General features: G+C 52.9%; 12 protein-coding genes. 9 read left to right on the forward strand and 3 right to left on the reverse strand.

The genetic code is table 11. The features are described 5' to 3' along the window. Positions 1–69: 69 nt before the first annotated feature. Both gatA and gatB read left to right on the forward strand, forming a co-directional pair. Entirely contained in the window at positions 70–1524 is a 1455-nt protein-coding gene (gene gatA / locus HCH_RS23975) for an Asp-tRNA(Asn)/Glu-tRNA(Gln) amidotransferase subunit GatA (RefSeq protein WP_011399073.1), read from the forward strand. Between the two features lie 52 nt (positions 1525–1576). Next, positions 1577–3019, forward strand: coding sequence for an Asp-tRNA(Asn)/Glu-tRNA(Gln) amidotransferase subunit GatB (gatB, locus tag HCH_RS23980; protein WP_011399074.1), 1443 nt, complete (start codon positions 1577–1579; stop codon positions 3017–3019). A 56-nt stretch (positions 3020–3075) separates the two neighbouring features. On the opposite strand, the gene rimO is transcribed toward gatB, so the two are convergent. Next, positions 3076–4395 carry a 30S ribosomal protein S12 methylthiotransferase RimO gene (gene rimO, locus HCH_RS23985; RefSeq protein ID WP_011399075.1) on the reverse strand — a complete coding sequence of 440 codons (1320 nt, stop codon included), beginning with the start codon at positions 4393–4395 and terminating at the stop codon, positions 3076–3078. A 261-nt stretch (positions 4396–4656) separates the two neighbouring features. On the opposite strand from rimO, the gene HCH_RS23990 reads away from it, so the two are divergent. The 3 genes from HCH_RS23990 to cysN all read left to right on the forward strand — a co-directional run bounded on the left by HCH_RS23990 (position 4657) and on the right by cysN (position 7972). Next, positions 4657–5037 carry a PilZ domain-containing protein gene (locus HCH_RS23990; RefSeq protein WP_148212651.1) on the forward strand — a complete coding sequence of 127 codons (381 nt, stop codon included), beginning with the start codon at positions 4657–4659 and terminating at the stop codon, positions 5035–5037. A 305-nt stretch (positions 5038–5342) separates the two neighbouring features. Next, a complete protein-coding gene (gene cysD / locus HCH_RS23995; RefSeq protein ID WP_011399078.1) occupies positions 5343–6251 on the forward strand; it encodes a sulfate adenylyltransferase subunit CysD in 909 nt (302 codons plus the stop codon). Positions 6252–6316: 65 nt separating this feature from the next. Next, positions 6317–7972: a sulfate adenylyltransferase subunit CysN gene (cysN, locus tag HCH_RS24000; RefSeq protein WP_011399079.1), complete on the forward strand. Its 1656-nt coding sequence runs from the start codon at positions 6317–6319 to the stop codon at positions 7970–7972. Between the two features lie 64 nt (positions 7973–8036). Here the strand turns inward: cysN and HCH_RS24005 are convergent, their stop codons facing one another. Further along, entirely contained in the window at positions 8037–9161 is a 1125-nt protein-coding gene (locus HCH_RS24005) for a pyridoxal-phosphate-dependent aminotransferase family protein (protein ID WP_011399081.1), read from the reverse strand. Between the two features lie 202 nt (positions 9162–9363). Here HCH_RS24005 and HCH_RS24010 point away from each other — a divergent pair, with 202 nt between their 5' ends. Beyond that, positions 9364–10404, forward strand: coding sequence for a nucleoid-associated protein (locus HCH_RS24010; protein WP_011399082.1), 1041 nt, complete (start codon positions 9364–9366; stop codon positions 10402–10404). Between the two features lie 55 nt (positions 10405–10459). On the opposite strand, the gene HCH_RS24015 is transcribed toward HCH_RS24010, so the two are convergent. Beyond that, positions 10460–10795, reverse strand: coding sequence for a DUF1820 family protein (locus HCH_RS24015; RefSeq protein ID WP_011399083.1), 336 nt, complete (start codon positions 10793–10795; stop codon positions 10460–10462). Positions 10796–11018: 223 nt separating this feature from the next. Here HCH_RS24015 and miaB point away from each other — a divergent pair, with 223 nt between their 5' ends. The 3 genes from miaB to ybeY are packed head-to-tail and all read left to right on the forward strand — an operon-like array spanning position 11019 to position 13888. Then, positions 11019–12359, forward strand: coding sequence for a tRNA (N6-isopentenyl adenosine(37)-C2)-methylthiotransferase MiaB (gene miaB / locus HCH_RS24020; protein ID WP_011399084.1), 1341 nt, complete (start codon positions 11019–11021; stop codon positions 12357–12359). Between the two features lie 35 nt (positions 12360–12394). Continuing rightward, a complete protein-coding gene (locus tag HCH_RS24025) occupies positions 12395–13363 on the forward strand; it encodes a PhoH family protein (protein WP_011399085.1) in 969 nt (322 codons plus the stop codon). A gap of 54 nt (positions 13364–13417) precedes the next feature. Further along, positions 13418–13888 carry an rRNA maturation RNase YbeY gene (gene ybeY / locus HCH_RS24030; protein WP_011399086.1) on the forward strand — a complete coding sequence of 157 codons (471 nt, stop codon included), beginning with the start codon at positions 13418–13420 and terminating at the stop codon, positions 13886–13888. Position 13889 lies beyond the last annotated feature (1 nt).

The raw sequence follows: 13889 nt of genomic DNA on the forward strand, positions 1-13889 counted from the left end.
GACTGGAACGCCCGCCCCAAAGAACCTATTGCGAACGCCTTGCCGGCTATAGAAAAGTAAGAGATACGCATGTTGCCACATACTATTAGCGAGATCATAAGCGGACTCCGGGATAAACAGTTTTCATCCCGTGAAATCACCCAGGATTATCTGGCCAGAATCAAACGTCTCAATCCAGAATTGAATTGCTTCATCACCGTCACGGAAGATCTGGCCCTCTCTCAGGCGGAACAAGCCGACGCCCGTCTCAACGCGGGACAAACCTCCGTTTTGAATGGCGTACCTCTCGCGCACAAAGACGTCTTCTGCACGGAAGGCGTGACGACGACATGCGGCTCCAGAATGCTGGAAAAGTTTGTTCCGCCTTACGAGTCCACCGTCACCCGCAAATTTATAGATGCTGGCGCCGTCACTCTGGGTAAAACCAATATGGACGAGTTCGCCATGGGTTCATCCAACGAAAACAGCTACTTTGGCCCGGTGCGCAACCCTTGGGACACCGAGCGCGCGCCCGGCGGTTCTTCAGGTGGGTCTGCAGCGGCGGTTGCGGCCGGACTCTGCGCAGCGGCGACCGGCACGGACACAGGCGGCTCCATCAGACAACCTGCAGCATTTTGCGGACTGACCGGCCTCAAGCCGACTTACGGGCGCGTATCCCGTTTGGGAATGGTGGCTTTCGCCTCAAGCCTGGATCAGGGTGGCCCTTTCGCTCGCACCGCGGAAGATGCGGCGCTACTCTTGAATGTCATGGCCGGGCACGACCCAATGGACTCCACCAGCGCGTTGAATCCCACAGAAGATTACACCTCAGCGCTGGCGCAACCTTTGGCTGGCGTCACTATCGGACTGCCAAAAGAGTACTTCAGCAACCAGCTCAACGCAGAAGTTGAAAAGGCGCTGCAGGAAGCGATAAAAGTATACGAGTCTCTGGGCGCGTCCTTTAAAGAAGTGTCGCTGCCTCATACAGAACTGTCCGTGCCCGCTTACTACGTCATCGCGCCAGCGGAATGCTCAACCAACCTGTCTCGTTTCGACGGCGTTCGTTATGGTCATCGTTGCGAGAATCCCAAGGATCTCGAAGACCTGTATCAACGCTCTCGATCCGAAGGTTTCGGGGACGAAGTAAAGCGCCGCATCCTGATCGGAACTTACGCACTGTCCGCCGGATACTACGACGCCTATTATCGACAGGCGCAAAAAATCCGTCGTCTGATCAAGAATGACTTCGTGTCAGCGCTGAACGAAGTCGATGCGCTGTTATGTCCCACCACCCCCGATGTCGCCTTCAGGCTGGGTGAGAAAACATCCGATCCAGTGCAAATGTACCTGGAAGACATTTTCACTATCCCCGCCAGCCTGGCCGGCCTGCCTGCTCTTGGCCTGCCCTGCGGCTTCAAAGGCGGACTACCTGTGGGAATGCAACTGATCGGAAACTATTTTACTGAAGCCCGATTGCTGAACCTTGGACACCAATATCAGTTGAACACTGACTGGCATAAACGCAGTCCGGCCCTGGGCGAATAAGCCCACCCGCACTACACAAAGATTACGCAACCATTAGCGAAGAGGTCATATCATGGAATGGGAAGCGGTTATCGGGCTGGAAGTTCATGTTCAGCTCGCCACCAAATCCAAAATATTCTCCGGCGCAGCCACCACCTTTGGCGCAGAGCCAAATACTCAGGCTTGCGCTGTAGATCTGGCCATGCCTGGCATGCTGCCGGTAATGAATGAAGAAGCCGTGCGCATGGCGGTGATGTTCGGCCTGGCCATCGGCGCCGAAATCAACACGCGCTCGGTCTTCGACCGCAAAAACTATTTCTACCCTGATCTACCCAAGGGTTACCAAATCAGCCAGCTGGATCACCCTACCGTCAAACAAGGCAAACTGGACATCCAGCTTGAGAATGGCGAGAAGAAAACGATCACCGTCACTCGCGCCCACCTGGAAGAGGACGCTGGCAAAAGTCTGCACGAAGATTTTCATGGCATGACTGGCATCGACTTGAACCGCGCCGGTACGCCTCTACTGGAAATTGTGTCCGAGCCGGAGCTGCGCAGCGCCAAAGAGGCAGTCGCGTATTTGAGAAAGCTGCACTCCATCGTCACCTATCTGGGCATCTCCGATGGCGACATGTCTCAGGGCTCCATGCGCTGCGACTGCAACGTTTCCGTTCGTCCGAAAGGGCAGAAAGAGTTTGGCGTTCGCACCGAGATCAAGAACGTCAACTCCTTCCGTTTTGTCGAAAAGGCCATTCAAGGCGAAATTGAAAGACAAATCGACCTAATAGAAGAGGGTGGCAAGGTCACACAGGAAACACGCCTGTATGATGCGGACAAAGACAATACTCGCTCAATGCGCAGCAAAGAGTTCGCCAACGATTACCGTTACTTCCCAGACCCGGATCTGCTGCCGATTGAAATAGACGACGCTTATATTGAAGCGGTCCGCAGCACGCTTCCAGAGCTGCCGGAGCAAAAGCTGGCCCGTTTCTGCTCTGAGTACGGCTTATCTGATTACGATGCGGGAGTACTAGCCAGCTCGCGCGCGCAAGCGGACTACTTTGAAGCCGCAACCAAAATCGTCGGCGACGCCAAGCTGACAGCGAACTGGATAATGGGAGAGCTGGCCAAGCGCCTGAACCAGAACTCTTTGGACATCTCACAATCTCCCGTCACCGCTGAAGGGCTTGGCAAACTGCTGCTACGCCTGAAGGACAACACTATCAACGGCAAAGCCGCCAAGGATGTGCTTGAGGCCATGTGGAACGGCGAAGGCGAAGCAGATGAAATCATTGAGAAGAAAGGCCTGATAGCCGTTACTGACGATAGCGCCATCGAGGCTTTTGTTGATGAGGTCCTGGCGAATAACGCTGCCCAAGTCGAACAATATAAAGCCGCAGATGAAGCCAAACGCGGAAAAATGATCGGCTTCTTTGTCGGCCAAACAATGAAAATCTCAAAAGGCAAAGCCAACCCACAACAGGTGAACGAAATACTCGCCAAAAAGCTGAGTTAAGCCTAACAAAGAAGAGCCCTAAACGGGCTCTTCTTCATTCCGACTGCAAGGGCCGGTTATACTGGACGCCCCCACAAGTCATACTCATCCGCATCCTCTATCTCCACCGTGACCAGATCGCCCGGCTTCAGATGGGTTTGATTATCTAAGAACACCTGCCCGTCGATTTCCGGCGCATCCGCTTTGGAACGACAAACCGCCCCTTCTTCCACGACCTCATCAACGATCACATCCATGCGTTTGCCGATTTTCGCCTGCAGACGACTGGCGCTGATACGTTGCTGCACTTCCATGAAGCGTTCCCAGCGCTCCTGTTTGACCACCTCTTCAACTGGATCAGGCAGCTCATTCGCTGTCGCGCCTTCCACTGGAGAGTATTTAAAGCACCCCACCCGGTCCAATTGCGCTTCTTCGAGAAAATTCAACAGCGTTTGGAAATCTTCTTCCGTTTCGCCCGGAAAGCCGACTATAAAGGTGGAGCGCAGAGTAATATCGGGACACTGCTCACGCCACTTGCCAATTCTGTGCAGCACTTTTTCTGCATGGGCTGGACGACGCATATTTTTCAGCACGGACGGAGAGGCGTGCTGAAATGGAATATCGAGATAAGGAAGAATTTTGCCGTCCGCCATCAACGGAATGACGTCATCGACATGAGGATAAGGATATACATAGTGCAGTCGCACCCAAACGCCCATACGCCCAAGCTCATCGCAAAGCTCTTTCATTCGCGTTTTTACCGGGCGACCTTCCCAGAAGCCGGTACGGTATTTAGTGTCCACCCCATAAGCACTGGTGTCCTGAGAGATCACCAACAACTCTTTGACGCCGTTTTTCACCAGACGTTGCGCCTCGCCCAGCACATCGCCGATGGGACGACTCACCAAATCACCGCGGAAGGACGGAATTATGCAAAACGTACAACGGTGGTTACAGCCTTCAGATATTTTCAGATAGGCATAATGCTTGGGAGTTAACTTAACCCCAGTATCCGGAACCAAGTTAACGAACGGGTTGTACTCCGGCTTTGGCGCAACCTGATGCACCTGATTCATCACTTCGGTATAGGCATGGGGGCCGCTTACCGCCAGCACTTTCGGGTGCACTTCACGGATCACATCCTCTTTGGCCCCAAGACATCCGGTCACGATAACTTTGCCGTTCTCGCGCAACGCTTCGCCAATGGCGTCCAAAGACTCCTGCACAGCACTGTCGATAAAGCCGCAGGTGTTCACCAAAACGACATCCGCATCTTCATAGCTGGCTGATATCTCATACCCTTCCGTACGCAGTTGCGTCAGAATGCGTTCCGAGTCTACTGTGTTTTTTGGGCAGCCAAGGCTGACGAAACCAACTTTGCCGCTAGAAGAGGACATCTACCATCACCTGTCTATTCAGAAAAAGGCCGCCATTCTACCTAAGCTAAGCCCGAGAAAATAGATCAAATATCGCTCAAACTTCAACCAGCAACAAAGATTACACTTCGTAACGAAATAGCCACATTGTTACAAAAAAATCGTGCTCTCTATGCCAAAAAGATTAATTTTAAATCAAATTCAATTTGGTACACTTAGCCTTCCATGTTGAATGTTAGTATCATTACTTAACCGACTATGATTCAAAGCAGTCCATCCGTCATGCAAAGAAATCTGAGGCATCATCTGCGTATTCCAACGGATTTCGTCGCTCATATCACTACACGCGACCAACGGGAATGCGATGCGGCCATCCACAATATCTCCAGAACGGGCCTTATGCTTGAGTGCGACCGCTGCATCCTGGAGACACTGACGCCAAACGCCCTGAATTTCGCACCATTGCGACCTGTCTGCATCAACATTCGCTTCACATTGCCCCTGATTAAAAAAGAGGTCGTCGAAGTAGAAACTGAAATGCTGGTTATCTACACACGTCGACTGGCCCGCAACGCCTTCCATGTCGGCCTGCAATTCAAAGAGCTGACGCCGGAACAGACCCGTCAGCTTGAGCAATATATCGCCGAGAACAAGCTACGTTAGAAAATCCATCGCCGGATTTTCCAGGTTTTCATCTTAAGCTCTCTATTTGAGGCCAACAGCCCAAACAGGATGGAACCCCGAAAAGTTCGCCAGAGACAGCCCGCTATAGGCAGCGCCGCTTACCTGCGTAAATCAGAAGCTACTAAAAGGCCATAGAAAACTATATCGTCAGAATAAACTCTTCTAAAAGCCATTCTTCTTATAATCACCAAGTGTTTGGTATAGTAGATGTAGCTTTTTAACCCGATCATCCTCGGACGTCAGCCTTACCGGAGACCCCTTACTAAGGAGTGCAGTTGAAAAAAATGACTGATTACAACCTCACCCATTTAAAACAGCTGGAAGCTGAAAGTATTCATATAATCAGAGAAGTCGCCGCCGAGTTCGAGCGCCCCGTTATGCTCTACTCTATCGGAAAAGACTCTTCGGTGATGTTGCATCTGGCGCGCAAGGCCTTCTTTCCTGGCAAGCCGCCTTTCCCTTTGATGCACGTGGACACGACCTGGAAGTTTCAAGACATGATCACTTTTCGTGATCAACAGGCGGCCAAGTTTGGATTGGACCTGATTGTCCATATAAATGAAGACGGCGTGCGCCAAGGCATCGGTCCTTTTACACACGGCAGCGCCAAACATACCGACGTCATGAAGACGGAGTCTTTAAAGCAGGCTCTTAATAAGTATAAGTTCGATGCCGCCTTTGGCGGCGCCCGTCGCGACGAGGAGAAATCCCGCGCCAAGGAGCGTGTATATTCTTTCCGTGACTCCAACCATCGCTGGGACCCTAAAAATCAGCGTCCGGAGCTGTGGAACCTGTATAACGGGAAGATCAACAAAGGCGAGAGCATCCGAGTGTTCCCCCTGTCCAACTGGACCGAGCTGGACATCTGGCAATACATCTATCTGGAAAACATTGAGCTCGTCCCTCTTTACTTCTCCGCTAAGCGCCCAGTTGTCGAGCGCGACGGCACGATGATCATGGTGGACGATGACCGCATGCCTTTAAAGCCGGGCGAAACCCCGATGATGAAAGACGTGCGCTTCCGTACTCTGGGCTGCTACCCGCTGACTGGAGCTATCGAATCTACGGCGACTACGTTGCCGGAAATTATTCAGGAAATGCTGCTAACCACCAGCTCTGAGCGTCAAGGTCGCGTTATTGACCACGACCAGGCTGGCTCGATGGAGCAAAAGAAACGCGAAGGCTACTTCTGATCCATAGAGAGAAGAAGCGCCCTCAGGGAAGCATTCATTTAGCAGAATTCAATTGAGTACGGTCCATGTCACATCAATCAAACCTAATCAGCGAAGACATTCTCGAATATCTGAAGCAGCACGAGCATAAAGAGCTGCTTCGCCTTTTAACCTGCGGCAGCGTTGACGACGGCAAAAGCACCCTGATCGGTCGATTGCTGCACGACTCCAAGATGATCTATGAAGATCAATTGGAAGCCATCAAGAAAGACAGCGCTAAATCCGGCAATGCGGGCGAAAAGCTTGACTTGTCCCTGCTGGTGGACGGACTTCAGGCGGAGCGCGAGCAAGGCATCACGATTGACGTCGCCTATCGCTATTTCTCCACAGCCAAGAGAAAGTTCATCATCGCCGACACTCCTGGCCACGAGCAGTACACGCGCAACATGGCCACCGGCGCATCCACCGCGCAGCTGGCCATCATTCTGATCGACGCCCGTCACGGCGTTCTGAAGCAAACCAAGCGCCACACCTTCATCGCCTCACTGCTGGGCATCCAGCACATCTTGGTGGCGGTGAACAAAATGGACCTGGTGGATTACAGCGAAGAGCGTTACGAAGAAATCAAGCAGGAATACCTGAGTTTCGCTAAAGGCCTGACTCTGCACGACCTGAAATTCGTGCCGATTTCCGCTCTGGATGGCGACAACGTGGTCTCCAACTCCCCGGCGATGTCTTGGTACAAGGACAAGCCGCTGATGGAAATCCTGGAAACTGTGGAAATCTCCCGCGACAAAAACCTGTCTGATTTCCGCATGCCTGTGCAGTACGTTAACCGTCCGAACCTGGACTTTCGCGGCTATAGCGGCACAGTGTCCTCGGGGATTATCCGTAAGGGCGACCCCATCATGGCGCTGCCTTCCCGCAAAACCAGCACGGTCAAGTCCATCGTCACCTTCGAGGGTGAGCAGGAAGAAGCTTTCTCTGATCAGGCCGTGACGCTGACATTAGCTGACGAGATCGATATCAGCCGCGGCGACGTACTGGTTCGCCCGGATAATGTTCCGTGCGTATCCAATCGGATGCGGGCGCATATTGTCTGGATGAGCGAAGCGCCGCTGCTGCCAGGCCGTCAATACTACATCAAGCAGGCGACGCATCTGGCGACCGGCTCCGTCAGTCGCATCCATCATCAGATCGACGTTAACACGCTGGAGAAGAGCGAAACCGATACATTGCAACTGAACGAGATCGGCTCCTGCGAAGTTACGCTCAACCAACCGTTAGTGTTTGACCCCTATTCCCGCAACCGCACTACCGGCGCCTTCATCATCATTGACCGTCTGACCAACGTCACTATCGGCGCAGGCATGATCGAAAGCGCCGTTGACGATGCCGACATTGCAGCCTTCGCACCGATCACTGATGCGGAGCGGGAAGCCCGTAATGGTCATAAGCCCGGCTTGATTAAAGTCGAAGGCGAGCTGGCGGACAAACTGGCGTACGCTCTGGAACGCAACCTGTTTGAGCGAGGCAAGGCTGTAGTGGTCGTTGAGGAAACTCTGGCTGAAGCCACATTAACCGCTCTACTGAAAGCCGGCCTGCTGGTCATCGCCACCCAAGGCGTTGACTCTTATGAAGGTGAAGTCGCCGCTACGGTAAGCGCGGCAAACGAGAAAGAGCTTTCAACACAGGTTAACCGCGTCATCGGCGAGCTGGTGGAAAAGCACTACTTCGTATAAAGCTCTCTTAGCCAAGTCAAAGGCCCCAAGGCGACTTTTGTCCTGGGGCCTTTTTTATTGTCAGTTATTTCAATGCCTGCAAGCATTCGTCCAAAGCGCTAACCGCGCGATTCGCACATTCCACCGTGGCGTTATTTCCCATTAGTCCGATACGCCAGATTTTCCCTTGCAGCGGCCCAAGGCCAGCGCCAATTTCCATGTTGTAATCCGTCAGCAGCTTATTTCTCACCACCGCTTCATTCACTCCTTCCGGCACTTTAATCGCATTCAACATGGGCAAGCGGTAAGGCTCTTCCACCAAGAAAGATAACCCTAGCGATTCCATGCCTTTCACCAAAGCCTCATGCGCGGCCTTGTGCCTCGCCCAACGATTCTCCAACCCCTCATCCAGGACCAGACGCAACGCCTCGTGAATAGCATACAGAGTGTTGACCGGCGCGGTGTGATGGTACGCCCGCTGCCCTCCTTCAGCCCAATAGGCCATTACCAGACTCATATCCAGAAACCAGCTTTGCACGGGTTTGGTGCGAGTGCGAATACGGTCCGCCGCTTTTTCACTGAAAGTCACTGGCGCAATACCCGGCACTGCAGAAAGACACTTTTGCGCGCCACTGTATACCGCGTCAGCTTTCCAACCGTCTACGTCCACCTCTATACCGCACCAGGAAGTAACCATATCAACGACGGACAAAACGCCGCGCTCATGCGCCAGACAGCAGAGTGTTTCAGCGTCTGAGCGCGCGCCAGTGGAGGTTTCCGCGTGGACAAATGCTAACAATCTGGCCTGTGGGTGCTCGTTCAGAACCTCTTTAATCCGCTGCGGATCAACCGGACGCCCCCACTCAAACTCAACAACAATAGGTACGCCGCCTGCACGAACAACGTTTTCCACCATACGTTTGCCGAACACACCATTGACCGCAACAATCGCCTGATCACCCGGCTCCAGCAAATTCACCAAGCAGGTTTCCATGCCAGCGGAGCCCGGCGCGGAAACAGGCATCGTCAACCGATTATGAGTTTTGAACGTGACCTGAAGCATCTGCTTAATCTGATCCATCATATTGATAAAGACCGGATCAAGGTGTCCGATAGTAGGTTGCGACATCGCCGCAAGCACGCTGGCGGGGGTGTTCGAAGGTCCGGGCCCCAGCAGCAACCGGTTGGGAATAGTAAAGCCTGTACTCATGCTTGGTTCCTTGAATCATTGTTATGAATAAAGGAAGTCTACAAGACAACGCAACATATCTCACGGTTGCAGAGCAAAACTCAGAATACCCGCACAGCAGCCTTGCACTCTCTACCGGGGTGATTACAATCCGCCTTTAACTAAGACGTGGCTTTGTCCAGCGTCTCCCCGCACACTCAGGCTCGATTAAGGCTTACCAACTATGGCGATCAGCGAACTCAGCATTCAGGTACTGGAAAAATTCTCCGAAGACGACGCCAGCCAAACCCGGATTCCGCAGCAACTGCCCAAGACCGGCGCGGACAATGAAGCTGTTTTTCATACCTTACGTCGACTGTTCGCCGCCAAAACAGGTAAGGCTTTTGGGCGTATTAACCTTCATGCTGAAGGACAGAGTTTCGGTCCCTGGTTAAAGGATTGGTACGAAGGGAAAATGTCCTTCCAGCAATTGACAGAAAAAGGCCTGGCCGAATTCAAAGAAAAGCTGGATGTCATCCCACTCACTACACAGAGTTATTTACTGTGGATTCACGACCAGCAGGGCGACGCCCGCACCCTTTATATTTTTGTCCTGGAAAGCAGCGTCACCAATGTCGTCACCAACGAATTGCAAATAGAGCCCATTGAGCACCTGGACCCGCAAGCCATCACTTTCGCGCTGCGTATCGAACTGGACCCACTTTTCGCCAGCAATCAGCCTGACTGCGCCAGCGTCTATCTACAACGCAACCTGCGCAAGATAGGCGAAGCGGGCTGCCATAGTTTTGGTTTCGCCACCCATGTGGACACCGTAAAAGAAACAGAAGTGGTGTTGAGCGGCCTGGAGCGCTTCGCTGAATCATTAGATCCGAAGAGCGCCGCCAAGCTGAAGAAAAAGGCGGTTGAGTTCTGCTCAGACCAAGAGAAGCTGGGAGAAGCTGTACAAATTGAAGAACTGTCCATCGCCATTGATGAACAAAACCCCGACAAGTTCGCCCACTTTATGCGCGAAGCTATTCCAGAAGCCCCGGCAGCGTTGCGCCCGGACAGCCGCAAGCTGAAACAACTCGTCCGCTTTGCAGGCAGAGGCTCCGGGATGAGCTTGTCGTTCTCTTCCGAAGCAATAAATGAAAGCATTATTTACGACAGCGAGAAAGACGCCCTCATTATTATGGAGATCCCCAAGTCTTTGAAAGCGCAGTTAAAACGCTACTTAAGCCCTCAAGAAGAACAGGAACAAAATCAGAGCAACGACGACGAATAACACACAAGCGTGAAGAGGTAGCGACAGCGCCGGGGACACGGCGCCGTCATCAGTGCTAGCGATCCGTTTTCACTGGGGGACGAGGAAAGCTGGCCACTGTTCCTCCGGACTTGCCGGAGGAGATCTTTGCTGTTCCCTGCTGCTCCACTTCGTCGATACGGATGATGGAGGTCATGGGAATAAAGGAACGGCTTACCCCTGCAAACTCCCCTTTGAGCTTCTCTTCCGCAGGATCGACCAGTAGCTGTGAGCGCTCACCGAACAACCAGTTCTCCACCTCAATAAACCCATACAGCTCGCTGGAATAGACTTTACTCGCGTACAGCTCGAATACCTCATCCTGATTAAAGTAAACGACCCGAAAAACTTTTTTACTCGTCTTATTCGACATAAACACACCTGTAAATTCAATCGCTCAACTATCCGTATCGCCCTCGTAAGCCTTGAGAACAAAGGGGAGACGCTGAAAACCGGCGCAATCATATCACAGCCGCCACAGAGCTCTGGAGTCCATACTGCTAACTTTTTGAACGCCCCCCTACACTAGAGCCCGCCTAAAACGTATAATACGCGGTCCCAATTTTTAAGTTCGCAGATTCTTCGGGTGGTTTTGAATGGCGCAAAAACTCTTTATTAAAACCTATGGCTGTCAGATGAACGAGTATGACTCATCGCGCATGGCTGACTTATTAGGTGAGAGTCATAGCGTTGAACTCACCGACAACCCCGATGAGGCGGATATTTTACTGCTGAACACCTGTTCTATCCGGGAAAAAGCCCAAGAGAAAGTGTTTCATCAGTTAGGCCGCTGGAAAACGCTTAAAGAAAAGAATCCTAATCTGCTGATCGGCGTCGGCGGCTGCGTCGCCAGCCAGGAAGGCGATGCTATTCGCGACCGCGCACCTTACGTAGATATGGTGTTTGGCCCACAGACCCTGCACCGCTTGCCGGAAATGGTCAACTCCGTCGCCCATCAAAAGATCCCTATGGTGGACGTCACATTCCCCGAAATTGAGAAGTTCGACCGCCTGCCTATGCCCAGCAGCGAAGGCGCCAGCGCCTTCGTCTCCATCATGGAAGGCTGCAGCAAGTACTGCACATTCTGCGTGGTGCCCTACACTCGCGGCGAAGAAGTCAGCCGCCCTGTAGACGACGTGATCGCGGAAATCGCGCATTTGGCCGGACAAGGCGTGCGGGAAGTCAACCTACTCGGCCAGAACGTCAACGCATACCGGGGACTGACGCACGACGGCGATTATATGGATTTGGCGGAGCTGATCACTTATGTCGCCTCGGTCGACGGCATTGACCGCATTCGCTACACCACTTCGCACCCGGTCGAATTTTCCGACTCGCTTATCGATGTCTACGCCAGCGTTCCCAAGCTGGTTAGCCACCTGCATTTACCGGTGCAAAGCGGCTCCGACCGCATACTGAACCTGATGAAGCGCGGCCACACTGTCGCTGAATACACAGACAAGCTGCGTCGTCTGCAAGAGATTCGTCCTGACATCAGCCTGTCCTCTGACTTCATTGTTGGCTTCCCAGGGGAAACTGACGCGGATTTCGAGGAAACCATGAATCTGATCAATGAGATAGGCTTTGACCACTCATTCAGCTTCGTTTACAGCGCGCGTCCAGGCACTCCTGCCGCCAACCTGGAAGACAACGTCTCCGAAGAGGCCAAGAAACAGCGTCTGGCGATTCTGCAGCAGCGCATCTTGCAGTTCGCACAGGACATCAGCCGTAAAATGGTCGGCTCCACCCAGCGTATTTTGGTGACAGGCGTATCCAAGAAAGATCCTGGCGAACTACAGGGGCGCACCGAAAACAATCGAGTGGTGAACTTCCGTAGCGACAGCCACGATATTATCGGACGTTTTGTAGACGTCACCATCACCGCAGCCCTGCCCAACTCACTACGCGGTGAACGCGTTGACAGCCTGGACTACTAAGTCCAGGCCCACATCACACTATCAGGCGATAAATTTTGAACGAACCAGCCATCAGCTTTAAGCTGGAACCTGCCGACCCCATCAGACTGCAAGCCCTATGTGGGCAATTTGATGAAAATCTGCGCTTAATCGAACGCCGCCTGAAGGTCCGCGTCGCCTATCGCGGGCATGCCTTCACTCTGTTTGGGGAAGAAAAGAACGCTCAGGCGGCGGCGGAGATCATCCGCCACATTTACCGGGAAACCGAAGCGTCCACTTCTATTGAGCCCGACACGGTGCACTTGTTTATTCGCGAATCCGGCGCTGAGGAAGAAGACGAAGCAAGCAGCTCTTCCGACGGCGTCGTTATCCGCACGCCCAAGCTGCATATCCGGCCCCGCGGTCAAAATCAGATTCACTATGTCAAATCGGTCCTGCAGCACGACATCAACTTCGGCGTCGGCCCTGCCGGCACGGGCAAGACCTACCTGGCGGTCGCTTGCGCTGCGCAAGCATTAGCCGATGATCAGGTGAAGCGCATTCTGCTGGTGCGCCCTGCGGTTGAAGCAGGAGAGAAACTAGGGTTTCTACCCGGTGATCTGGCGCAGAAAGTCGACCCTTATCTGCGCCCTCTGTACGACGCGTTATACGAAATGTTCGGTTTCGAGCACGTTAATCGACTACTGGAAAAAGGGCTGATCGAAATCGCCCCACTCGCCTTTATGCGCGGTCGTACTTTGAATAACGCCTTTATCATCCTGGATGAAAGCCAGAACACTACGCCGGAGCAGATGAAGATGTTCCTGACCCGGATCGGGTTCGGCTCAACTGCAGTAGTAACCGGGGACCCCACCCAGGTCGACCTGCCGAAAGGCGTTCCATCCGGTTTGGTTCAAGCATTGAAAGTGCTTGAAGACGTCAAAGGCGTCAGCGTCACCAAATTCCTGAGCAAAGACGTAGTGCGTCACCCACTCGTACAAAGAATTGTTGATGCGTACGAAGCATTTAACAAAAATTCCATTTGAAAAACGCCGCCGAAGCCCATATAAACGAAGCAAACGCATCTAAATAAGCAGTTTATGAGTCTCGACGTCGATATCCAGATAGCCTCGGAAGAGGCTGACCTTCCAAGCGAAGAACAGCTGATTCTGTGGGCGCAGGCAGCCCTGCGCGAAACGGGCGACCGTGAGGTGACCATCCGTATCGTTGACGCGGAGGAAAGCCGGGAGCTGAACGCGCAGTATCGCGGCAAAGACAAGCCGACCAATGTCCTGTCCTTCCCTTTTGAAAACCCGCCAGGATTAACTTTACCCCTATTGGGGGACTTGGTTATTTGCGCGCCGGTAGTGTTCAACGAAGCCGTGGAACAGCAAAAAACCGCCGCCGCGCACTGGGCGCATATGGTCATTCATGGGATGCTGCATTTACAGGGATACGACCATATAATTGACGAGGAAGCAGAGGTTATGGAAAGTCTCGAAACAGAACTGGTGACCAGTCTGGGCTTTCCCCCTCCCTACGCCACCAACAGTTCGTTAGCTGAAGGGTAAC

Origin of the sequence: Hahella chejuensis KCTC 2396 (genome assembly GCF_000012985.1) — a bacterium.
In the GTDB taxonomy this organism is placed as follows: Bacteria; Pseudomonadota; Gammaproteobacteria; order Pseudomonadales; family Oleiphilaceae; genus Hahella; species Hahella chejuensis.

What these genes read in the sequence shown, in the direction of transcription:
- gatA (WP_011399073.1), top strand. Translation starts at nt 70, where the DNA reads ATGTTGCCACATACTATTAGCGAGATCATAAGCGGACTCCGGGATAAA.
- gatB (WP_011399074.1), top strand. Translation starts at nt 1,577, where the DNA reads ATGGAATGGGAAGCGGTTATCGGGCTGGAAGTTCATGTTCAGCTCGCC.
- rimO (WP_011399075.1), bottom strand. Translation starts at nt 4,395, where the DNA reads ATGTCCTCTTCTAGCGGCAAAGTTGGTTTCGTCAGCCTTGGCTGCCCA.
- HCH_RS23990 (WP_148212651.1), top strand. Translation starts at nt 4,657, where the DNA reads ATGCAAAGAAATCTGAGGCATCATCTGCGTATTCCAACGGATTTCGTC.
- cysD (WP_011399078.1), top strand. Translation starts at nt 5,343, where the DNA reads ATGACTGATTACAACCTCACCCATTTAAAACAGCTGGAAGCTGAAAGT.
- cysN (WP_011399079.1), top strand. Translation starts at nt 6,317, where the DNA reads ATGTCACATCAATCAAACCTAATCAGCGAAGACATTCTCGAATATCTG.
- HCH_RS24005 (WP_011399081.1), bottom strand. Translation starts at nt 9,161, where the DNA reads ATGAGTACAGGCTTTACTATTCCCAACCGGTTGCTGCTGGGGCCCGGA.
- HCH_RS24010 (WP_011399082.1), top strand. Translation starts at nt 9,364, where the DNA reads ATGGCGATCAGCGAACTCAGCATTCAGGTACTGGAAAAATTCTCCGAA.
- HCH_RS24015 (WP_011399083.1), bottom strand. Translation starts at nt 10,795, where the DNA reads ATGTCGAATAAGACGAGTAAAAAAGTTTTTCGGGTCGTTTACTTTAAT.
- miaB (WP_011399084.1), top strand. Translation starts at nt 11,019, where the DNA reads ATGGCGCAAAAACTCTTTATTAAAACCTATGGCTGTCAGATGAACGAG.
- ybeY (WP_011399086.1), top strand. Translation starts at nt 13,418, where the DNA reads ATGAGTCTCGACGTCGATATCCAGATAGCCTCGGAAGAGGCTGACCTT.